This window comes from Sphingomonas phyllosphaerae 5.2 (assembly GCF_000419605.1).
Classification (GTDB): Bacteria; Pseudomonadota; Alphaproteobacteria; order Sphingomonadales; family Sphingomonadaceae; genus Sphingomonas; species Sphingomonas phyllosphaerae_B.
In genome coordinates, this window is sequence record NZ_ATTI01000001.1 from 487567 (window position 1) to 508804 (window position 21238).

A 21238-nucleotide genomic window follows, 5' to 3' on the forward strand; every position below is an offset into this window, starting at 1 on the left:
CATAATGGTCAGGTGGCGGGCCTCGTCCGGCCCGCGCCGTCGCTGCGAGCGTGGGGATGCGGTCCGGGCCGTCCTGGTCCAGCCCCCGATCGCCTCGCTGTGTGCGCCACGACGGTCGGTACGTCTTCTCCCTCCAAAGGCGGTGACGGAGGTTTTCCTGCGGGCTTCGCAGCGCTACATCCCCGCGCATGACCGATACGCTGCTCGATCCGCTCGTCCTTCCCGACTTTCCGGCGCTCGCTCCCGAGGCGATCGCGCCCGCGCTCGACGCCGCGATCGCGCGCCATGCCGAGGCGGTGGCGAGCGTCACCCGCGACCGTCCGACCACCTTCGATCAGGCATGGCTCCCGCTCGAGCGCGCCGAGGCGGCGGTCGACGCATTGTGGTCGGCGGTGTCGCACCTGCGCGGCGTCGCCGACACGCCCGAGCTGCGCGCCGCGCACGCCGCCGGGCAGGAGAAGCTCGTGCAGCATTTCATGGCGGTCGCGCAGGATCGTGACCTCTACGATGTGCTGACCGCGCTGGAAGCCGCGCCCGCCTTCGCCGATCTGCCACAGGCCGACCGTGTCGCGGTCGAACATGCGGTGCGCGATTTCCGGCTCGCCGGCGTCGCGCTCGACGACGACGATCGCGCGCGCTTCGCGGCGATCTCGGTCGAGCTGTCGGCATTGTCGACCGAATTCGGCAGCGCGGTGCTCGACGCGACCGATGCCTGGACGTGCCACATAGCGGACGAGGCGCGGCTGGCCGGCATCTCCGCGCCCGACAAGGCGATGTTCGCCGCCGCGGCGCACGCCAAGGGGCTGGATGGCTGGCTGGTCACGCTCCAGCAGCCGAGCGTCAGCGCGGTGCTGACCTTTGCGGAGGACCGCGAGCTGCGCGCCGATGTCTATCGCGCTTATGGCACGCGCGCCTCGGATCAGGGGCCGAACGCCGGCACCTACGACAACGGCCCGCGGATCGCGCGCATTCTGGCGCTGCGGCGGGAGGCGGCGCAGCTGCTCGGTTTCACCGATCCGGTCGCGCTGTCGCTCGAAACGAAGATGGCGCCCAACGCCGGCGAGGTGCTCGCCTTCCTGCGCGATCTCGGCCACCGCGCGCGCCCCGCGGCCGAACGCGATCTGGCGGGATTGCGCGCCTTCGCCGCCGCCGAACTCGCGATCGCCGACCTGCAGCCGTGGGACGCCGGCTTCGCCGCCAACCGGCTGCGGCAGGCGCGCTATTCCGTCGATGAGCAGGAGGTGCGCGGCTATTTCCCGGTCGAGCGCGTCACGGCCGGCTGGCAGGCGCTGCTCGGGCAGTTGTTCGGGCTGACGCTCACGCGGCGGGACGACGTGCCGCTCTACCACGCGGATGCGCATTACTACGATGTCGCCGACGATGGCGGGGAGGTGTTCGCGGGGCTGTACCTCGATCTCCATGCCCGGCCCGGCAAGCGCGGCGGCGCGTGGATGGCGCAGGCGCGGCCGCGGCTGCGCGACGGCAACAACGTCCGCGTGCCGGTCGCCTATCTCGTCTGCAACTTCGCGCCGCGCGGCGACCACCAGCCGTCGCTGCTGAGCCACAGCGATGTCGTGACGTTGCTCCACGAAACCGGCCATTGCCTCCATCATCTGTTCACGCGCGTCGATCGCCCGTCGATCGCGGGGACCAGCGGGTTCGAGTGGGACGCGGTGGAGCTGCCCAGCCAGCTGATGGAGGATTTCGCCTGGGACCGCGCGGTGCTGACCGCGATGTCGGGGCATCATGAAACGGGCGCGCCGTTGCCGCCGGAACTGTTCGACCGCATGGTCGCGGCGCGACGTTTCCAGTCGGGGATGTTCATCGTCCGCCAGCTCGAATTCGCGCTGTTCGACCTGCTGCTCCATCTCGGCACGATGGGCAGCGATCCGATGGAGGTGATCGGCGCGGTGCGCAACGAGGTGGCGGTGATCCGCCCGCCCGAATGGCACCGCTTCCCGCACGCGTTCAGCCATGTCTTCGCGGGCGGTTACGCGTCGGGCTATTACAGCTATCTCTGGGCCGAGGTGCTGGCGGCGGACGGCTTCGGGCGCTTTGCCGAAAACGGGCTGATCGATCGCGCCACCGGCACCGCGCTGCGCGATGAGGTGCTGGCGCGCGGCGCGACCCGCCCGGCGGCGGACAGCTTCCGCGCGTTCCGCGGCCGCGATGCGGATCCCACCGCGATGCTGGTGCGCCACGGCCTGTTGGAGGAGGCGCGGTGAGCATCCTGATCCTCACCACCGGTGGCACGATCGACAAGCTCTATTTCGATGCGCTCAGCGAATATCAGATCGGTGACAGCGTGGTCGACCGGCTGCTGAAGACCGCGCGGGTCGCCATGCCGTTTCGGGTGCACGAACTGCTCCGAAAAGACAGTCTGGAGCTCACCGACGCGGACCGGAACGCGATTTTACGCGCCGTTTGCGACACCGACGAGCACCGGATCGTCATTACGCACGGCACCGACACGATGACGGAGACCGCTAACGTGCTGGCGGGCAAGACCGGCAAGACGATCGTGCTGGTCGGCGCGCTCGCCCCGGCACGCTTCGCCGACAGCGACGCCAGCTTCAATCTCGGCATGGCTTTCGCCACCGCGCAGGTGGCCGGGCCGGGGGTTTGGATCGCGATGAACGGCACGATCTTCGACGGCACGAAGGTGCGAAAGGATCGCACGATCAATAGCTTCGTGCCCGCATGACCCGCACGTGGCTGGCCGAGGCGGTCCGCCGTATCGAGGCGGATTACAACCGCAGCGCCGACACGCACTTGATCCAGGTCGATCTGCCGCATCATGACGGCATCCAGCTATATCTGAAGGACGAAAGCAGCCACCCGACCGGCAGCCTGAAGCACCGCCTTGCACGCTCGCTGTTCCTGTACGCGCTGTGCAACGAGTGGATCGGGCCGGACACCTGCGTGATCGAGGCGTCGTCGGGGTCGACCGCGGTCAGCGAGGCATATTTCGCGAAGATGTTGGGGCTGCGTTTTATCGCGGTCGTTCCGGCCCTTACCGCCGCGCCGAAGCTGGACGCGATCCGGTTTCACGGCGGCGAGATCCACGCGATCGACGACCCGCGCACCGTCTACGACGTCGCGCACCGGCTCGCGCGCGAAACCGGCGGACATTACCTCGACCAGTTCACTTATGCCGAGCGTGCGACGGACTGGCGCGGTAACAACAACATCGCCGAAAGCATCTTCGCCCAGATGGCGGAGGAGGAGCATCCCGTGCCCGCGTGGATCGTATGCGGGGCGGGCACCGGCGGGACATCTGCGACGATCGGCCGCTTCATCCGCTATCGCCGTCACGCGACACGGCTCTGCGTCGCCGATCCGGTGAACTCGATCTTCCACCGTCATTATGACGACCGCGCGGCGGTGGCGCTGCCGGAAGGGTGCGCGTCGCGGATCGAGGGCATCGGCCGCCCACGCGTCGAGCCGAGCTTCGTGCCCGGCGTGATCGACCGGATGATCGCCGTCGAGGACGGAGACAGCCTGGGCGCGATGCGCGCGCTGGGCGGCGTGCTGGGGCGGCGCGTCGGAGGGTCGACCGGGACGAACCTGTGGGCGTGTGCGCAGTTGATCCGCGAGATGGCGACGGCGGGCGAGCGCGGCAGCATCGTGACGCTGCTGTGCGACGGCGGCGACCGCTACGGCTGCACCTATCACGACGATACCTGGCTGGCGGACAGCGGGTTGGCGTGGCAGCGCGCCGATGCCGAGATGGCCGCGTTGCTGGCATAGATCGGGTCGCCCATCCAGATCAATCTGCGGCCTTTACGGCTTCCCCGCACCCGCCCCATGGGTTAACAGCCGCGGCATGACGGCGGTGGATCAACCCGCGCAGGGACGTTTCGAGGGGAACATGCACCTCTTCGCGCTGCGCGTCTATTTCGAGGATACCGACCTGTCGGGCGTGGTCTATCACGCCAACTATCTGCGTTACATGGAGCGCGCCCGCTCGGACATGCTGCGTGCCGGCGGAATCGACCAGCGTGCGCATTTCGAAGGCGGCGGCGGCGCTTACGCGATCACCGACCTCGCAATCGGCTATCGCGCGCCGGCGCGGCTCGACGATGCACTGCTGATCGAGAGCCGCGTCGTGCGGATCCGTGCTGCCAGCGTCGTCATTCATCAGACAGTCAGGCGCGGCGAGGAAATGCTGGCGCAAGCGACCGTTACCGCGGCACTGGTCGGTCCGGACGGCCGTCCGCGTCGCCAGCCCGCGGCCTGGGTCGACACATTCCGCCGTCTCGCGTCATTGGGGGAAGACACGCCGTGAATCCGATTTTGCAGACCGACGCGGCCACGCTGTCGCCAATTGCCTTGTTCCTCCAGGCCGACTGGGTCGTCAAGGCGGTGATGCTGGGGCTGCTGCTCGCCAGCATCTGGACCTGGGCGATCATCATCGGTTTCTGGCTGAAGCTGGGCCGTACCCGCCAGCGCACCGAAGCGTTCGAGCGCGATTTCTGGAAAGCCGAGGACATCGACGCCTTCTACAAGTCGCAGACGCATACCGACCTGCCGTCAGCGCGGGTGCTGAACGCGGGTGTCACGGAGTGGCGGCGCTCGACGCAGGGCCAGAAGATCGACCGCGACGGCACGCGCGATCGGCTGGCGACAGTCATGGGCTCGGCGGTTGCGCGCGAGATCGACCAATTGTCGGATCGGCTGAACGTACTGGCGACGGTCGGATCGGTGGCGCCGTTCGTCGGATTGTTCGGCACCGTCTGGGGCATCATGCGCAGCTTCACCGCGATCGCGAGTCAGCAGAACACCAGCCTGTCGGTGGTCGCGCCCGGCATCGCCGAGGCGCTGTTCGCGACCGCGATCGGGCTGTTCGCGGCAATCCCCGCGGTGATCGCCTACAACCGCTTCAGCCACGCGATCAACCGCATCGAGGCGCGGCTGAACCGCTTTGCCGACGGCTTCCACGCCACGCTGTCGCGGCAGCTCGACGGCGAACGCTGATGGCGATGCATCTGCCCTCCGCGCGCGGGCGCGGCCGGCGTGCGCCGATGGCGGAGATCAACGTCACGCCGCTGGTCGACGTGATGCTGGTGCTACTCATCATCTTCATGGTCACGGCGCCGTTGATGACGCAGGGCGTGCCCGTGAACCTGCCCGACAGCCGTGCCAAGCCGCTGGATCAGGAACAGCAGCCGACCGAGATCGCGCTTGATGAGCAGGGCCGCATCTTCATCGCCAAGGAAGAGGTGAGCGCCGACGCGCTGCCCGCCCGGCTGACGGCGATCGCCGAAAGCGCAAAGGGCGACCAGCCGCCGCAGGTGTTCCTGCGTGCCGATCGTGGGCTGGATTACGGCCGCGTGATGCGCGTGATGGGCGAGCTGAACCGCGCGGGCCTGAACCGCGTCGCGCTGGTGACGGTCGGCGAGGAATAAGTGGAGCGCGCGGAGAAGATCGGCCTCGGCGTTGCCGTAGCGGGACACATCCTGCTGTTCGGCGTGCTGTCGGTCGGCTTCCTCGCCACCCCAAACCCGATCAAGCTGAAGCAGACGCCGGTCGAGGTCAGCCTGGTCAAAGACGTGGCGCTGGAAGCGGCGGCGCCCGCGCAGACCGAGGCACCCTCGCAGGCAGTCGCTCCCGAGGTCGGCGAGCCTGAAGAGGCGCCCCCGCCTGCCGAGGCGCCGCCGCAGCCGGTTCCCGCGCCGGTTCCCGAACCCGCGCCGCAGCCGGAGCCGAAGCCTGCGCCCAGGCCGGCACCGCCGAAGCCCGCTCCGCCGAAGCCTGCACCCAAGCCGGCGCCGGCGCCGAAGCCGGTACCCAAGCCGCAGCCCAAACCGAAGCCCGCGCCGCCGGCCGCGGAGAAGGCGCCTTCGAAACCTGCGCCGACGAAGCAGCAAAGCGCCGCCGCGTCGTCGAGCACGTCGAAGACTCCACCCGCCGCCGCGAAGGGCAAGGGCAAGACCGAAGCCGCCAAGGGCGAGCGCCCGCGCGGCAGCCGCCTCGGCAGCGACTTCCTGAAGGGCCTCACCGCCGAGAAGAGCGATGCCAAGCCCAACGACGCGCCGCCAGCGGCGCGGGTCGATGGCAAGGCGCTTGCGGCGATCCAGCAGGCAATCGCGCGGCAGATCCAGCCGTGCGCCGACCGACAGGTTGATCCCGGCCCCGGCGCGAACCAGATCGTGACGACGCTCAACCTGCGGCTCAACCGCGACGGTACGCTGTCGGCGACACCGACCGTGGTGCGGCAGAATGGGGTAGACGACGACAATCGACGTTATGCACGGCGCGTGGTCGATCTCGGCGTCGCGGCATTCAAAGGCTGTTCGCCGCTGAAACTTCCGGCAGAATATTATTCCACCGCCAACGGGGGGTGGAGCAACATCAACTATAATTGGAAACTGCGGTGATGCGACTCCGGCTGCTCCTCCTCGCCACGCTCGTCTCCCCGGTTGCGCTTGCGCCGGCAGCGCCCGCATTGGCGCAACAGGCGATCCCGGCTACGCCACCCGCGGCAGGCGCGCCGCTCGGCGCACCAGCCGGGCAGACCCCGCCGCCGCTGGAGGTCGATGTCACCGGCGGTATCTCTGCGCCGATGCCCATCGCGATCCCGCCGATGCCGACGCAGGCGGTGACCCAGACGGCGGCCGGGTCAACCGATCAGCTCGGTCGGCAGCTGGCCGAGATCGTCAGCAACGACCTGCGCAATTCCGGGCTGTTCACCCCGCTTGCCCCTGGGCGAATGCGCGCGATCGGTTTCCCGGAAGTGACCGCACCGGCGTTCGACTATTGGGGCGGATCGGGCGCGCAGGCGCTGGTGCAGGGCTATGTTCGCGCCAATGGCGATGGCACGTTGACGGTCGGCTGCTACCTCTATGACGTGTCGGCGCAGACGCAACTGACGCGGCAAGGTTTTGTCGTGCCGCCGTCCGACTGGCGCCGCGCGGGCCATAAATGCGCCGACATGGTCTACACCCGCCTGACTGGCGAGGGCGCCTATTTCGACAGCCGCGTGGTCTACGTCAGCGAGACCGGGCCCAAGGGCAATCGCATCAAGCGGCTCGCGATCATGGATCAGGACGGGGCCAACAGCCGCTTCCTGACCGCCGGTTCCTCGATCGTGCTGACCCCGCGCTTTGCGCCGAACCAGCAGTCGATCGTCTACATGAGCTATGTCGGCAAGACGCCGGCGATCTACGTCTACGACATCGGGTCGGGGCGGCAGCGGCTGGTGGTGCAGAACGTCGCGACCACCTTCGCGCCGCGCTTCTCGCCGGATGGCCGCTACATCCTGTTCTCGATGGCGCAGGCCGGCAACACCGACCTGTACCGCGTGTCGGCGGCCGGCGGCACGCCGCAGCGCCTGACGACTTCGCCCGGGATCGACACGGGCGGCAGCTATTCGCCCGACGGGTCGCGGATCGTGTTCGAAAGCGATCGTTCCGGCGGGCAGCAGCTCTACGTGATGAATGCGGACGGCTCGAACCAGCAGCGGATCAGCTTCGGAGGCGGGCGCTACGCGACGCCGGTGTGGAGCCCGCGCGGCGACCTGATCGCCTTCACCAAGATTCAGGGCGCGTTCCGGATCGGTATCATGAGCCCGTCCGGGCAGGGTGAGAAGCTGCTTACCAACAGCTGGCAGGACGAGGGGCCATCGTGGAGCCCTAACGGCCGCGTGCTGATGTTCTTCCGTCAGGGGCAGGGCAATGCGGGCAAGGCCGACCTGTGGTCGGTCGACCTGACCGGCGTGAACGAGCGCCGCGTTCCCACCCCGCTCGACGGATCGGATCCCGCCTGGGGTCCGTTGCGCCCGTAAGTTAGCGTATCAGAACCGAAACAAGATGGAGACAGGCCCATGGCACGACTGACCACCACCTTTTTGATGGCGACCGCGCTGGTCGCCACCGCTGCCTGCTCGAAGAAGCGGCCCGAGGTATTGCCGCCCGCCCCCGGCGCCGCGCCCGCTACGTCGACGCAGACCGGTCCGGTCGATCCCAATGGCGGCGTCACGCCGGGCTCGGCGGCCGATTTCAAGCGCTCTACGCAGGGCGACACGGTGCTGTTCGGGCTCGACCAGTACGACATCGACTCCACCGCGCGCGCGATCCTCGACTCACAGTCGGAGTGGCTGCAGCGCTACAATAACGTGACGATCACGATCGAGGGCCATGCCGACGAGCGCGGCACCCGCGAGTACAACCTGGCGCTCGGCGACCGTCGCGCCAACGCTGCCAAGAACTATCTCGCCGCACGCGGCATCTCGCCGGCACGCATCACGACGATCAGCTACGGCAAGGAACGCCCGGCTGCACTCGGCTCGGATGAGTCGAGCTGGGCGCAGAACCGCCGCGCCGTAACGGTCGTCGTCGGGGGATGATGGGCGCGGGAAGGGCCTGACAAACCTTCCCGCATCTCGGACCTGATCCGGGGTCCCGCTTCCTTCTCACGCTGAGGAGAAGCGGGATCTGGATCGGGTCGGAGGCGGCGCGCCGACCCACCGCCCCTGCTTACGCAGGCGTGATCGGCGGGTTCTCCATCTCGGCCTTAACCTCGACGATCAGGTCCTTGCGGCTCAGCTTTCCGATCATCGTCTTCGGTATCGCCGCGCGCACCACCACGCGATCGACGCGCTCGTGCTTGCCGAGCTGCGGGTTCAGCCATGCCGCCAATGCCGCACCGTCCGCCTCCGTACCCTCGTTCAGCGTCACATAGGCGCGCGGTACTTCGCCGCGATAGGTGTCGGGCAGGCCGATAACCAATGCCTCGCGTACAGCGGGATGGTGATAGAGGATCGCCTCGATCTGGCTCGGGAACACCTTGAACCCGCCGACCGAGATCATGTCCTTCAGGCGGTCGACGATCGCGATGAAGCCGTCGGCATCCACCGTCCCGACATCGCCGGTACGCAGCCAGCGTCGCCCCTCCGCATCCAGCGCGAAGGTGGTGTCGTCGGCATCAGGCCGGTTCCAGTATCCCGCCATCACCTGCGGCCCCAGTGCGACGATCTCGCCCGGCTCGCCAACGGGGGCGGGGCGCGTCGGATCTTCCTTGTCGACCAGCCGGATCCGCGTCGCGGGCAGCGGCTGCCCGATCGTGCCGGACTTCTGCCCGCCCTCATACGGGTTGGTGGTCAGCACCCCGGTGCTTTCCGACAAGCCATAGCCTTCGATCAACGTCGAATGAGTTGCGGCCTCCCACTTCACCTTCAGCTCAGCGTTCAGCGGTGCCCCGCCCGAGATGCACACGCGCAGTGACGCGAACTCCGTCTGCGCCAGCTTCGGATGGTCGAGCAACGCCTGGTACATCGTCGGCACGCCGGGCAATGAGGTCGGCTTGGTACGCGTGATCGTCGCCAGCGCCTGTCCTGCCTCGAAACGTGGCAGCAGCACCATCTCGCCTCCGGTGACGATCGTGCGGTTCATCACGCAGGTGTTGGCGAAGACGTGGAACAGCGGCAGTACGCCAAGGATGCGGTCGCCTTCCTCAGGATGGGGGTCGAGCTGCGCCACCTGTCGCGCGTTCGCCGCGACGTTCGCGTGGGTCAGCATCGCACCCTTTGGCACGCCAGTGGTGCCGCCCGTATATTGGATCAGCGCAACGTCGCGCTCGGCATCGATCGTGGGTGGCGGCAGCGCGCCATCGTTGGCGATCAGCGCCGAAAACGCCATCACGCGCGGATCGGCCGGTCGCCTGGCAGTCTCGGCTCGCTTGAGCAAGCGGTAGAAGAACGACTTGGCAGGCGGCAATGCCCCCGCCACGGAGCCGACCACCAACCGTTCCAGGCCGCTCTTCTCCAGCACCTTCAGCGCGTTAGGGAGCAGTGCGGTGGCGGAGATCGTGAACAGCACGCGCGTGCCCGAATCCTCGACCTGATGGCACAATTCGTCGATCGAATAGAGCGGAGAGAAATTGACCACCGTCGCCCCGAGCCGCAGCGCGCCGTGATAGGCGGCGAGATAATGCGGCACGTTGGGCAGGAACAACCCGACCCGATCACCCTTGCCATAGCCGAGCGCGGCCAGCCCGGTCGCGACCCGCCGTACGCCATCCGCCAACTCGGCGTAGCTATAGTGTCGGCCGAGGAAGTCGATCGCCCGCCGGTCCGCGAAGCGCGCTGCGGATGCGTCGAACAGCTCGGGCATCGTTACTGGGGGGAACGCGGTGTCCCACGGAATCGGGTGGCGGTAGGCCTGGCGCCAGTCATGCTCGTCGCTCATTGACACGGTTGTAAGCAACAACCTGCGACGCGCAAGCGGTCAGCGTTTCAGCAGCGCTGCGAACGTAACCGCGGGATGCAAGGCACTTGCGATCGCCAGCGCCGCCGGTGCCGAGCAGCCGGCATCGACCTGTGGCATCATCCGCGTGTCGAGCATGATCGATATCTGCCCAATCGCCAGGGTGCGATGCCCGCGCAGATCGGCGACAAAGCGCCGAGCACAGCGACGCCGATCTGCAGTGGGTGTAATCGGGCGAGCGGTGCATGGTAACGACCTTCCTCGCATCTGCGCCAGCATACATGATGGCCAGTCAGCCGACCGCGCTCAGGCAGCTTCTGCCCAGCGCAGCCGGTCTCGCCCGGCGCGCTTCGCGGCGAACAGCGCGTCATCGGCGCGGCGGTACAGCGCCTTCCAGTCGCGCTCGTCGGCGATCGCGCCGCATCCGCTGCCCAGCGAGGCGGTGACCGCGAGGTCGAACGGCATCGCCGCGGTGCGGATGTGCGTCAGGAGCCGCTCCGGCAGGGTAGTCGCGTCCAACGGGGCGAGCACGGCGAACTCCTCGCCCCCGATCCGCGCGACCAATGTGCCCCCCGGAACGGCATGGCGCAACGCGTCGGCGAAGACCCGCAGCACCTGATCGCCGCCGTCATGGCCGAGCGTCTCGTTGACCTTCTTGAAATGATCGATGTCCACCAGCACCAGTACGTGCGGCTCGCTCCGGCCTATCGCTTCTCGCAGGAAGCTGCGCCGGTTCATCAGTCCGGTCAGCGGATCGCTGTCCGCCAGCAATCGCGCCAGCATCTCCTGTTCGCGCGCGATATCGCGTTCCTCCCCCAGCAGCTTGATTCGCCACGCAATCGCCAGCCCGCTGCAACTCGCCTCCAGCGCCATCGCAATCAACGTCGAATTGTCGATCCAGAAATTCCATTCGAGCAGGCCCAGCGCCTGCAACACCCGTGCTGAAGCGGTCAGCAGCGGAAGGCCCCAGGCGATCGAGAAAGCGCGCGCGTAACGATATTCGGCATGCCAACCGCGCCACAGCAGTGGTACCGTCAACAACAACGTCAGCGCGAACGCCAGCGACATCGCGCGGTCGAGCAGCGCGGCATGCCAAGGCATGAACAACGCATAGGCAAGCGAGGCCGCCAGCAGCGCGATCATCGCCGCGTCGATCGCGCGCCGTACCCACCCGCGCGTGACCTCGGCCGCGAAGAAGCGCCGTGCGAATACCATCGCGCTGCACAAGGTCGCCGCCAGCAGCAGTACATTCAGCCGGAGCCGCAGGTTGTTGTCCATCGCCGTCAGCTGCGCGAGCAGCCCCGAAGTGCTCGCGGCATAAGCGATCAGGAATAGCACCATCGCGCAATAAGGCGTGTGGAAGCGCTGCCGCAGCGCGGCACCAAGCGCTGCGTTGAAGAGCAGCAGCGCCCCGGCCAGGCCGGCGAAGCCGGCGTAAAAGGCGGCCAGCCGCAACTCGTAATGTTGCGATACGTCAGGGGAGACCAGGTGCGGCTCCAGCACCAGCCCGCGCAGGTTCACCGCGCCCCGCACGTGCCACAGCAGCCGAACGGGCCGTGCCGTCGCCGCGGGGATCGGCAATTCGAACGTTGCGCCCAGCTTCAGGTGCCGCCATGCGGTCGCGCTGGTCAAGCCAGTCGTCCGGATCGAGCCATCGGCATACAGGACGTGCAGCGTGATCGCATCCTGCCACAGGCTCCCGGAACGGACCAGCATCCCTGGCCCCACCGCAGGAAGGATAGCGGAGCGTACCCAATAGTCGCCGCCCCCGGCGCGGCGTTGCGGCCCCTCGCACGTGAAGCCCTCATCGCTTCCGAGTATCACCGTCGCACGATCGCCTGGAGCGGCGTGACGATAGCAGGTGGCGAGCGGAACATTGGTACTCGCCGAAGCCGCCGGCGCGATCGCCAGCGTCGACAGGATCATGGCGAACGCAGCCACGATACGATGAACGACCCCCCCGGACATGCGGACACGCTATGCCATATTTGGCAAACAGAGTGTTAACGTTCGAGGCGGCAAAACGTAAATAATTATGGGTGTTAGCCACGCAGGCGGGTGGCTGGATCGCGACCGATTTACGCACCAGCGCAGCCGCTTGGGCCGCGGACGACACATAAGTCACGGAACGGCGATTTCCTTTGAAAGGTTAACGGGCCGGGGATCGTACCCCGGCCCGTCGGCAGGTTAGTCCGCCGCCGCGGGGGCTGCCTTGCCCTTCTTCTTGCCGGGCTTGGGCGCTGCGGCCTCGATCGCGAAGCTTAGGGCACCGTCCTTCATGTGCACGGTCACTTCGCCGCCGTGCACCAGCTTGCCGAACAGCAGCTCCTCGGCCAGCGGCTGCTTGATCTTCTCCTGGATCAACCGCCCCATCGGCCGTGCGCCGTAAAGCTTGTCATAGCCCTTCTCGGTCAGCCACTTCTTCGATTCCTCGTCCAGCTTGATGTGCACGTCCCGATCGGCGAGTTGCAGTTCGAGCTGGAGGATGAACTTGTCCACAACGCGCGCCACCACTTCCGGCGGCAGGTAGCCGAACGGCACGATCGCATCGAGGCGATTGCGGAACTCCGGCGTGAACATCTTCTGCACCGCCTGTTCGTCCTCGCCCTCACGGGTGAGGTTACCGAACCCGACCGTCTCCCGCGCCATGTCGGATGCGCCGGCATTGGTCGTCATGATCAGAATGACGTTGCGGAAGTCGACTGTCTTCCCGTGCTGGTCGGTCAGCCGTCCGTTGTCCATCACCTGCAAGAGGATGTTGAACAAGTCCGGGTGCGCCTTCTCGATTTCGTCGAGCAGCAGCACGCAATGCGGGTTCTGGTCGACTGCGTCCGTCAGTAGGCCGCCCTGATCGAAGCCCACATAGCCCGGAGGCGCACCGATCAGGCGGCTTACCGAATGGCGCTCCATATATTCGGACATGTCGAAGCGCTGGAGCGGGATGCCGAGGATCGTCGACAATTGCTTGGCGACCTCGGTCTTGCCCACGCCGGTCGGCCCGGTGAACAGGTAATTGCCGATCGGCTTCTCCGGCTCGCGCAGCCCGGCACGCGCCAGCTTGATCGCGCTGGCAAGCTTCTCGATCGCCGCATTCTGCCCGAAGACGACGCGCTTCAGGTCGGTCTCGAGCGTCTCGAGCTGCTTCTTGTCGTCTGTCGAAACGCTCTTCGGCGGAATGCGCGCCATGGTCGCGATGACCGCCTCGATCTCGCGCGCGGTGATCGTCTTCTTGCGCTTGCTCGGCGCCACCAGCATCTGCATCGCGCCGACTTCGTCGATTACATCGATTGCCTTGTCGGGCAGCTTGCGGTCGTTGATATAGCGTGCAGAAAGTTCGACCGCCGACTTGATGGCCTCGGGCGTGTACTTGACCGAATGGTGTTCCTCAAACGCCGAGCGCAGCCCCGCGAGGATCTTGATCGTGTCCTCGATCGTCGGTTCGTTGACGTCGATCTTCTGGAACCGGCGCAACAGCGCGCGATCCTTCTCGAAGTGGTTGCGGAACTCCTTGTAGGTCGTCGAGCCGATGCAGCGGATCGTGCCGCCGGACAGCGCCGGCTTGAGCAGGTTCGACGCATCCATGGCGCCACCGCTGGTCGCGCCGGCCCCGATGACGGTGTGGATCTCGTCGATGAAGAGCACCGCGTGCGGCAGCTTCTCCAACTCGTTGACGACCGCCTTCAACCGCTCCTCGAAGTCGCCGCGATAGCGCGTGCCGGCCAGCAGCGCGCCCATATCAAGCGAATAGATGACCGCCGGCAGCAGCACGTCGGGCACGTCGCCCTCGACGATCTTGCGCGCCAGTCCTTCGGCGATCGCGGTCTTCCCGACGCCGGGATCGCCGACATAGAGCGGGTTGTTCTTCGACCGCCGGCACAGGATCTGCACCGTGCGATCGACCTCCGCAGAGCGTCCGATCAGCGGGTCGACCTTGCCGACCTTGGCCTTCTCGTTCAGATCGACCGTGAACTGCTTCAGTGCGCTCTCGCCCTTCTTGCCGGGCGCGTCGGACTTGTCCTTCTTCTCTTCCTGGGGTGCGCCTTTGGCACTGGTCGCCTCCGGAGTCGCGGCGCCCTTGCCGACGCCGTGGCTGATGAAGCTGACCGCATCCAGCCGGCTCATGTCCTGCTGTTGCAGGAAATAGACGGCGTAGCTTTCACGCTCGGAAAACAGCGCGACGAGCACGTTGGCGCCGGTCACTTCATCGCGACCGGACGACTGGACGTGCAGGATCGCGCGCTGCACCACGCGCTGAAAGCCGCTGGTGGGCGAGGGATCGGTCGCGGCATCGACCTTCAGCGCGCCCAGTTCGGTATCCAGGTAATGCGAAACGGTGGTCTTCAACTCGCTCAGCTCGACTCCGCAGGCAGACATTACCTGGCTGGCGTGTTCGTCGTCGAGCAGGGCGAGCAGCAGGTGTTCGAGCGTCGCATATTCGTGGCGGCGCGACGAGGCGGCCTCGAGTGCCTTGTGCAGCGTGGTCTCGAGAGCGCTGGCAAATGACGGCATCAGGTTACTCCTTGCAGGCCACGTGAAGCCACGCGACCCCTTGCGACGAATGTCGTGATGCAAGGGCTCCGCATCAAGCGTCGCCGGACATCACGCCGCGTCTTGCACCCGCCGACCCCATGAAGCCGCGCTGCGCAGACCCTTAGCTTCTGAATAACGCGTCCGCACTTGCACGATGGTTAACGGCGCCTTCGATCTTTCGTCGCACCCGCGCGATCTCGCCTTCGAGCGCTACGACGCGCGCTTCCAGCTCCACCATCGACAGCCGGTCGAGATCCTCGCGCAGCAGCGCGGTCAGCGGATCGTCGGGATTGGCCCCAAGGATGTCGTCCAGGTCCACGCTCGCATCGTTGACGCTGCGGAAGGCGAAGTCAATAAGGCTGGCCAATGACTATAAGGGGTTCCGCGACACGATGACCGACGTGCCCGATGCGATGTTGGCGATCGACCCTGCGGCGGCGGGCGGTCCCGAGGTGCTGGTGCCGGTACGGCGCACGGTGCCCGCGCCGCGCGACGGCGAGGTGCTGGTGCGGGTTGCGGCTGCGGGCGTGAACCGCCCCGACGTGATGCAGCGGCAAGGACTCTATCCGCCGCCGCCCGGCGCTCCCTCTACGCTGGGGCTTGAAATCGCGGGTGAGGTGGTGGCGGTGGGCGAGGGCGTCGATCCCGGCCGGCTCGGCGCACGCGTCTGCGCGCTGGTTGCGGGCGGCGGCTATGCCGAATATGCGGTCGCGCCCGCCGCGCAATGCCTGCCCGTGCCCGATGCACTGTCGATGGCGGAGGCGGCGGCGCTGCCTGAAACGCTGTTCACCGTCTGGACGAATCTGTTCGAACGCGCCTTCGCCGTGGAGGGCGATACCGTCCTGGTACACGGCGGAACCAGCGGGATCGGCACGATGGCGATCACGCTGGGCAACCTCTTCGGGCTGGAGGTGATCGTAACGGTTGGCTCGGCGGAGAAGCAGGCCGCGGCCCTGCGACTCGGCGCCGATCACGCGATCGACTACAAGACCGAGGATTTCGTCGCGCGGGTTAAGGAGATCACCGGCGGGCGTGGCTGCGCGGCCGTGCTGGACATGGTCGGTGGCGACTATGTGCCCCGAAACCTGCAATGTCTCGCCGACGATGGCCGCCACGTCTCGATCGCGGTGCAGCGCGGCGCGTCGGCGACGGTGCCGCTGTTCGAGATCATGAAGCGCCGGCTCACGCTGACGGGTTCGACGCTGCGTGGGCGGGACGCCGGGTTCAAGGCGCTGGTCGCCGAAGAGATCGCGCGCACCGTCTGGCCGTTCGCCGAGGCTGGCAAGCTGAAGCCGGTGATGGATCGAACCTTCCCGCTCGCGCAGGCCGCCGACGCGCACCGCCGGATGGAAGAGGGCAGTCACGTCGGCAAGATCGTACTGACGATGGTGTGAGCGGCGTCGTCGATGCGAGCATGGCGAAGCAATCCCGGCTGGCTTGATCCGGCGCAGGATCGCTTCGCTACGTTCGCGACGGCGCTTTTTGGCGATACCGCACTGTGGGCGCGGTATCCGCCGACGGTCCCGACGTTCGTCGGGATGAGTAGGCCGTCCTACTTCAGCGCCGCTCGTACGCCTTCGGCAACGCGCCTTCCACCGGCGTCAGATAACGATCCCGCAGCTCGCTCTGCCGCGAGCGCATCGGCTGCGACACGCCGTCGATCCATGTCGCGACCGGCACTGAGGACAGCTCCAGCGGGTCACCGTCCCAGATCACCACGTCCGCGCGCCGCCCGGCGCGCAGCGAACCGATCTCGCCCCCCATCCCGATCGCCTCGGCCGGTGCGCTGGTGATCGACGCGAACGCCTGTCCCCAGTCGAGCCCGGTTGCGCCGGGTACGCGCGCGATGGCGACCAGATTGCCCGCAAACTGCCGCAGCACATGGTCGCCCCCCGACGCACCCGTCGAGGCGAGCCCGACCGGTACGCCCGCCGCGCGCAGCCGCCCGACGTTCGACTCGGTCGCCGCCAGGTTCTCGAAATTGGCAGGCAGGTCGGCCAGCGCCGCCGCAATTACCGGCACCTTCGCCGCCGCGATGTCGCGCGCGACCAGCCAGCCCTCGGTCACGCCGACCAGCACCAGCTTCAGCTTCGGATAGTCGCGGGTCAGCGCCAGTACGTTGCGGATGTCCGCCGCACGTTCGACATGCACCAGCAGCGGCACCTGCCCGTCGAGCACACGCAACAGCGCGTCGGCATCGCTGCGCGTCACCAGCGCGTCGCGCGATCGCCCGTCGAATGCAGCCGGGTTCCGGCGGAAGTCCTGCGCCTGCGCAAACGCGTCGCGCAACAGCGCATAGGCGGCGGGGCGGCTGCCGCCCGCCAGCTTGCCGCCGCTTTCACCCAGTTCGACAAATTGGAACGCGCGTGGCCGCGTAACGGCGTCCGGATCCGCGCCCAGATCGATTACCGCACCCTGACCGGCGAAAATCGATCCCTCCGCACTCGGCGTCACGATCGCGCGGGTCACCCCGCCGAGCCGCTCGTTCGCGACCTTCACCGCCGCCGGATTCACCCCCAAGGATACGTCGATCGCCGCCTTGAACGGCGAGTTGCGTGCGCCTGCGTCGTTGCTTTCCTGAACACCATCGGCATCGACGAGCGAGATGTCGCTCAGTGCCGAGACGACGCCCGCCGAAACCCACTTGCCGGTCGCGTCGATCACCTGCGCGCCCGCCGGCACCGCAACCCCGCGCCCGGCCGCCAGGACGCGACCATTTGCGATCACCACCGTGCCGCCCTCGACTGGCGCGGAGCCGTCGCCGATCGCGACCGTACCGCCGGTGATCGCCACGGTCTGCGCCGTCGCGGGGCTGGCCAGCATCGTGGCGAGCAAAAGGAACGCGCGCTTCACTTGACGTCTCCCGATCCGGGCTGGCCGAGTTCGAAGTCGCTCACCGGGCGACGTTTCGGATCGGTCGCATCGTAGAGCATCGCGCCGTCGACCCACACCTTTTCGGGTCGTGTGTAGACGCTGAACGGATTGCCGTTCCACAACACCACGTCCGCCATCTTCCCCGGCTTCAGGCTGCCCGTTTGCGCATCGATTCCCAATGCCTTCGCCGGACCGATCGACAGCCACTTCCACGCCGCCGCATCGCTGATCTGGATGCCCGAGTGCCGCGCCGAGGACAGCGCCTTGGCCACTTCCTGGTTCAGCCGCTGAATGCCGTTCTCGTCGTCGGAATGGATCATCGCGCACGCGCCGGCATGATCGAGGATCGCGAGATTTTCGCCGATCCCGTCATAACTTTCCATCTTGAAGCCGTACCAATCGGCCCACACCGCGGCGCAGGTGCCGCTCGCCTTCAGCAGATCGGCGATCTTGTACGCCTCCACCGCGTGGTGGAACGCCGTCACTTTATACCCGAATTCCTTGGCCATATCGAGGACGATCGCCATTTCGTCGGCTCGATAGCAATGGTTCTGCACCATGATCTCGCCCGACAGGACGCCGCGCAGCGTATCCATGCCGATGTCGCGCTCGGGCTGGTCGCCGCCCTCGGCTTCGTACTTGTCCCATTTGCGCTTGTACGTCGCTGCCTTCGCCCACGTCTGGCGATCGACCGCAACATTGCCCATGCGTGTCGAAGGTTCGCGGTTTTTGCTGCCATAAACGCGCTTCGGGTTCTCGCCGCACGCCATTTTCAGCCCATAAGGCGCGCCGGGGAACTTCATTGCCTGCATTGTGCGCGCATAAACGTTCTTCAGCACCACGCTGCGCCCGCCCATCAGGTTCGCCGAACCCGGGAGGATCTGCAACGTCGTGACGCCGCCGTTTGCCAGCGCGCGGCCGAAGCCGGGGTCCTGCGGCCAGACGCTGTGCTCCGCCCAAACGTCGGCGGTGATCGGGCCGGTCGCCTCGTTGCCGTCGGAATGCGCCTGCACCGAGGGGGTCGGATAGTCGCCGAGGTGGCTGTGGATGTCGACGATGCCGGGCGTCACGAACTTGCCCTGGCCGTCGATCACCGTCGCGCCGGCGGGCGCATCCAGCGTCTGGCCGACCGCCACCACCTTGCCGTCCGCGAACAGCACCGCGCCGCCGTCGATCCGCCCGCCCTCACCGTCGAAGATCGTGACGTTGCGCACCAGCGTCGGCGCGCCGGGATAGGGATGATAGGTCGAGGGATAGGGATCGTGCGCATAGCGCACCGGCGGCGCCTTCTTCGTCGCTGTTGCCGGCTTGTCGGCGGTCGTCGCGCACGCCGACAGCGGCAGCGCGATGAGCGCAGCCGACAGCAACACGCGCCTGGCGCGATCCGAATTCATGGCGAGACCCCTTTTTTCATACCCTTTGTTGTCCCGATCATGGACACGCTCTTGTGGCACGGTCAAGCGAGCCCGCACGCCATTTGCCGCGAAACGTGGCGGCGGAAAGGTTCCGCGTGGATATTCATTGTCGCAAATAGATTTACATTGGAATCCTTATACAACTTGCGTTGACCTGTGCGGGAACGCTGCTACGGCGATGCCGGTAAGTAAGGGAGTTCGCGATGTCCGATGATACCATGACCGCCAATGCAGTTGAGCTTGCCACCGAGTTGACGATCGCGTGGCTGGCAAATCCCAACACCCGCGCGTCCGGCGAGGATGTCCCGGCATTTCTGCGGACGATGCACGATGCGGTGACCAACCTGTCGTCGTCGACTGCGCCGGCCGCACCGGAAGAGCCCGCGGCAGAATATACGCCTGCGGTATCGGTGCGAAAGTCGCTCGCGTCGAAGGATCATCTGATCTCGCTGATCGACGGCAAGCCTTACAAGACGCTGCGCCGCCATCTGGCCGGTCATGGTCTGACCCCGGAAGAGTATCGCCAGCGCTATGGCCTGAAGGCTGATTATCCGATGGTCGCCGAAAGCTATTCGGAAGCGCGTCGCGACATGGCCAAGAAGATCGGCCTCGGCCGCAAGCCGGGCGCGCGTCGCACCGAGGGCGCCGCTGCCCCGGCGGAGCCTGCCACCACCGGCACGCGTGGCCGTCGCAAGAACGCCGCGGCCGACGCCTGACGCAGACCGGCGCGGGCGCGGTACTGTAATGGCGATCGTCGATCCGATGATCGCCCCGGCGGTGGACCGTGCCCGCGCGTCGCTCGCGCAGGCTTTGCGCGAGATGGTGGGTAGTGGCGAGCTCGATCTCGCCCGCCCACCCGGCGACGACGGACTGATTGGCGCGTCTTCGCCCGCCTGGGCGGTGCACGGCGATTTCTCCGCGATGATGATCGGCGGCATCTCGGCCTTGCTGCTCCAGATGCTGCACCCCGGCGCGCTTGCCGGCGTGTGGGACTATAGTGATTTTCGCCGCGACCGGCTCGGCCGGCTTCGCCGCACCGCGCAGTTCATCGCGGTCACCACGTACGGATCGACCGTCGCTGCCGAACACGCCATAGCGCACGTCCGCAGCATTCACGACCGCATCCACGGCACGCTGCCGGACGGCACACGGTACGACGCCAACGATCCTGCGCTGCTGACCTGGGTGCACGTCGCCGAGACCGACAGCTTCCTGCGTGCCTATCTACGTTACCGCGACCCGGCATTCTCCGCGGAGGCGCAGGACCGGTACGTCGCCGATACCGCGATCGTCGCCGAACGGCTCGGCGCGCGCGACGTGCCGCGTTCGCGTGCCGACATCGCCGCCTATTATCGTCGCGTCCGTCCCGAGCTGCGCGGCGACCACCGCGTGCATGAGGTCGCCGACGCGCTGCTCGCCCGCGGTCCCGACCCCGCGCAGGCAGCCGGACTGGCCGTCGCCTCCGCCGCCGCGCTCGACCTGCTGCCCGGCTGGGCGGCCGCGCTCCATGATCGTCGACCCGCGCCGCTCACGCGCCCTGCGATCCGCGCCGGGGCCGATGGTCTCGCGCGCATCCTGCGCTGGGCGCTCCGGGCGCGCTGATCGGGCTGGCACCCTTGGCGCCGCTGGCACGTTGAGCGTGAGCGAGAGGAGCATGGACATGCCGCTGACGACCGATGCCGAGATCAAGGCGCTTCTGGAAGAGGTGCGCACCATCGCGCTGGTCGGCGCGTCCGATCGCCCGACCCGACCCTCGAACGGCGTGATGGCGACGCTTCAGGCGCACGGCTATCGCGTGATCCCGGTCAATCCGCAGATCACCGGCGAACATATCCACGGCGAGTTCGTGTTCCGCGATCTCGAGCAGCTCGGCGATCCGATCGACATGGTCGACATTTTCCGGCGCTCGTCGGAGGCAGGGGCGGTTGTCGACCAGGCGATTGCGATCGGCGCCAAGGCGGTGTGGCTGCAACTCGGCGTGATCGACGACGACGCAGCGGCGCGCGCCGAGGCCGCTGGGCTGAAGGTGGTGATGGACCGCTGCCCCGCGATCGACCTGCCGCGGTTGGGCGTGCGCCGGATCGAACGCTGACGAACCTCCGGTGGTCATCCCCGCGACCGGGACCAGAAAGCCCGGGTCGTTGCAAGGACCGTCACTTCAGCGCCTTGGCCCGGCGGCCGCGCGAGAGTGACGCGACGTTCAAGCCAGCCCAC

General features: G+C 67.3%; 19 protein-coding genes. 13 read left to right on the forward strand and 6 right to left on the reverse strand.

Going from position 1 to position 21238, the window contains the following annotated elements:
* Positions 1-188 precede the first annotated feature (188 nt).
* The 9 genes from SPHPHY_RS0102365 to pal all read left to right on the forward strand — a co-directional run bounded on the left by SPHPHY_RS0102365 (position 189) and on the right by pal (position 8347).
* A complete protein-coding gene (locus SPHPHY_RS0102365; protein ID WP_022685112.1) occupies positions 189-2225 on the forward strand; it encodes a M3 family metallopeptidase in 2037 nt (678 codons plus the stop codon).
* Positions 2222-2704: an asparaginase domain-containing protein gene (locus SPHPHY_RS0102370; protein WP_022685113.1), complete on the forward strand. Its 483-nt coding sequence runs from the start codon at positions 2222-2224 to the stop codon at positions 2702-2704. The genes SPHPHY_RS0102365 and SPHPHY_RS0102370 overlap by 4 nt, the downstream gene beginning before the upstream one ends.
* Positions 2701-3750 carry a PLP-dependent cysteine synthase family protein gene (locus tag SPHPHY_RS0102375; RefSeq protein ID WP_022685114.1) on the forward strand — a complete coding sequence of 350 codons (1050 nt, stop codon included), beginning with the start codon at positions 2701-2703 and terminating at the stop codon, positions 3748-3750. Before SPHPHY_RS0102370 ends, SPHPHY_RS0102375 begins: the two co-directional genes overlap by 4 nt.
* 76 nt (positions 3751-3826) lie before the next feature.
* The gene (gene ybgC, locus SPHPHY_RS0102380) at positions 3827-4288 is read left to right on the forward strand and encodes a tol-pal system-associated acyl-CoA thioesterase (protein ID WP_022685115.1); all 462 of its coding nucleotides are present in this window, start codon (positions 3827-3829) and stop codon (positions 4286-4288) included.
* Positions 4285-4977 (forward strand): protein TolQ, encoded by a 693-nt coding sequence (tolQ, locus tag SPHPHY_RS0102385; protein WP_022685116.1) that lies wholly within the window; start codon positions 4285-4287, stop codon positions 4975-4977. The genes ybgC and tolQ overlap by 4 nt, the downstream gene beginning before the upstream one ends.
* Positions 4977-5408 carry a protein TolR gene (gene tolR / locus SPHPHY_RS0102390; RefSeq protein ID WP_022685117.1) on the forward strand — a complete coding sequence of 144 codons (432 nt, stop codon included), beginning with the start codon at positions 4977-4979 and terminating at the stop codon, positions 5406-5408. Before tolQ ends, tolR begins: the two co-directional genes overlap by 1 nt.
* The gene (locus SPHPHY_RS0102395; protein ID WP_022685118.1) at positions 5409-6380 is read left to right on the forward strand and encodes a hypothetical protein; all 972 of its coding nucleotides are present in this window, start codon (positions 5409-5411) and stop codon (positions 6378-6380) included.
* Positions 6380-7786 (forward strand): Tol-Pal system beta propeller repeat protein TolB, encoded by a 1407-nt coding sequence (tolB, locus tag SPHPHY_RS0102400; protein WP_022685119.1) that lies wholly within the window; start codon positions 6380-6382, stop codon positions 7784-7786. Before SPHPHY_RS0102395 ends, tolB begins: the two co-directional genes overlap by 1 nt.
* 39 nt (positions 7787-7825) lie before the next feature.
* Positions 7826-8347 (forward strand): peptidoglycan-associated lipoprotein Pal, encoded by a 522-nt coding sequence (gene pal / locus SPHPHY_RS0102405; protein ID WP_022685120.1) that lies wholly within the window; start codon positions 7826-7828, stop codon positions 8345-8347.
* A 130-nt stretch (positions 8348-8477) separates the two neighbouring features.
* On the opposite strand, the gene SPHPHY_RS0102410 is transcribed toward pal, so the two are convergent.
* The 4 genes from SPHPHY_RS0102410 to SPHPHY_RS0102430 all read right to left on the reverse strand — a co-directional run bounded on the left by SPHPHY_RS0102410 (position 8478) and on the right by SPHPHY_RS0102430 (position 15054).
* Positions 8478-10187, reverse strand: a complete 1710-nt coding sequence (locus SPHPHY_RS0102410) for a long-chain-fatty-acid--CoA ligase (RefSeq protein WP_022685121.1) — start codon at positions 10185-10187, stop codon at positions 8478-8480.
* Positions 10188-10511: 324 nt separating this feature from the next.
* On the reverse strand, positions 10512-12146 hold the full coding sequence (locus tag SPHPHY_RS0102420) for a sensor domain-containing diguanylate cyclase (RefSeq protein ID WP_022685123.1): 1635 nt from the start codon (positions 12144-12146) through the stop codon (positions 10512-10514).
* A gap of 246 nt (positions 12147-12392) precedes the next feature.
* Positions 12393-14714 carry an ATP-dependent Clp protease ATP-binding subunit ClpA gene (gene clpA / locus SPHPHY_RS0102425; RefSeq protein WP_022685124.1) on the reverse strand — a complete coding sequence of 774 codons (2322 nt, stop codon included), beginning with the start codon at positions 14712-14714 and terminating at the stop codon, positions 12393-12395.
* Positions 14715-14856: 142 nt separating this feature from the next.
* Positions 14857-15054, reverse strand: a complete 198-nt coding sequence (locus SPHPHY_RS0102430; protein WP_028056398.1) for a DUF1192 domain-containing protein — start codon at positions 15052-15054, stop codon at positions 14857-14859.
* A gap of 73 nt (positions 15055-15127) precedes the next feature.
* Here SPHPHY_RS0102430 and SPHPHY_RS0102435 point away from each other — a divergent pair, with 73 nt between their 5' ends.
* Positions 15128-16129 carry an NAD(P)H-quinone oxidoreductase gene (locus SPHPHY_RS0102435; protein WP_022685126.1) on the forward strand — a complete coding sequence of 334 codons (1002 nt, stop codon included), beginning with the start codon at positions 15128-15130 and terminating at the stop codon, positions 16127-16129.
* Between the two features lie 163 nt (positions 16130-16292).
* On the opposite strand, the gene SPHPHY_RS0102440 is transcribed toward SPHPHY_RS0102435, so the two are convergent.
* Positions 16293-17588, reverse strand: a complete 1296-nt coding sequence (locus SPHPHY_RS0102440; protein ID WP_022685127.1) for an amidohydrolase family protein — start codon at positions 17586-17588, stop codon at positions 16293-16295.
* A complete protein-coding gene (locus tag SPHPHY_RS0102445) occupies positions 17585-19003 on the reverse strand; it encodes an amidohydrolase (RefSeq protein ID WP_022685128.1) in 1419 nt (472 codons plus the stop codon). The genes SPHPHY_RS0102440 and SPHPHY_RS0102445 overlap by 4 nt, the downstream gene beginning before the upstream one ends.
* Positions 19004-19227: 224 nt before the next feature.
* On the opposite strand from SPHPHY_RS0102445, the gene SPHPHY_RS0102450 reads away from it, so the two are divergent.
* Genes SPHPHY_RS0102450 through SPHPHY_RS0102460 form a run of 3 tightly spaced genes read left to right on the forward strand, consistent with a single transcriptional unit; the run spans position 19228 to position 21116 of the window.
* A complete protein-coding gene (locus SPHPHY_RS0102450) occupies positions 19228-19740 on the forward strand; it encodes a MucR family transcriptional regulator (RefSeq protein ID WP_022685129.1) in 513 nt (170 codons plus the stop codon).
* Between the two features lie 28 nt (positions 19741-19768).
* The gene (locus SPHPHY_RS0102455; protein ID WP_022685130.1) at positions 19769-20626 is read left to right on the forward strand and encodes an oxygenase MpaB family protein; all 858 of its coding nucleotides are present in this window, start codon (positions 19769-19771) and stop codon (positions 20624-20626) included.
* A 58-nt stretch (positions 20627-20684) separates the two neighbouring features.
* Entirely contained in the window at positions 20685-21116 is a 432-nt protein-coding gene (locus tag SPHPHY_RS0102460; RefSeq protein WP_028056401.1) for a CoA-binding protein, read from the forward strand.
* Positions 21117-21238: the final 122 nt, after the last annotated feature.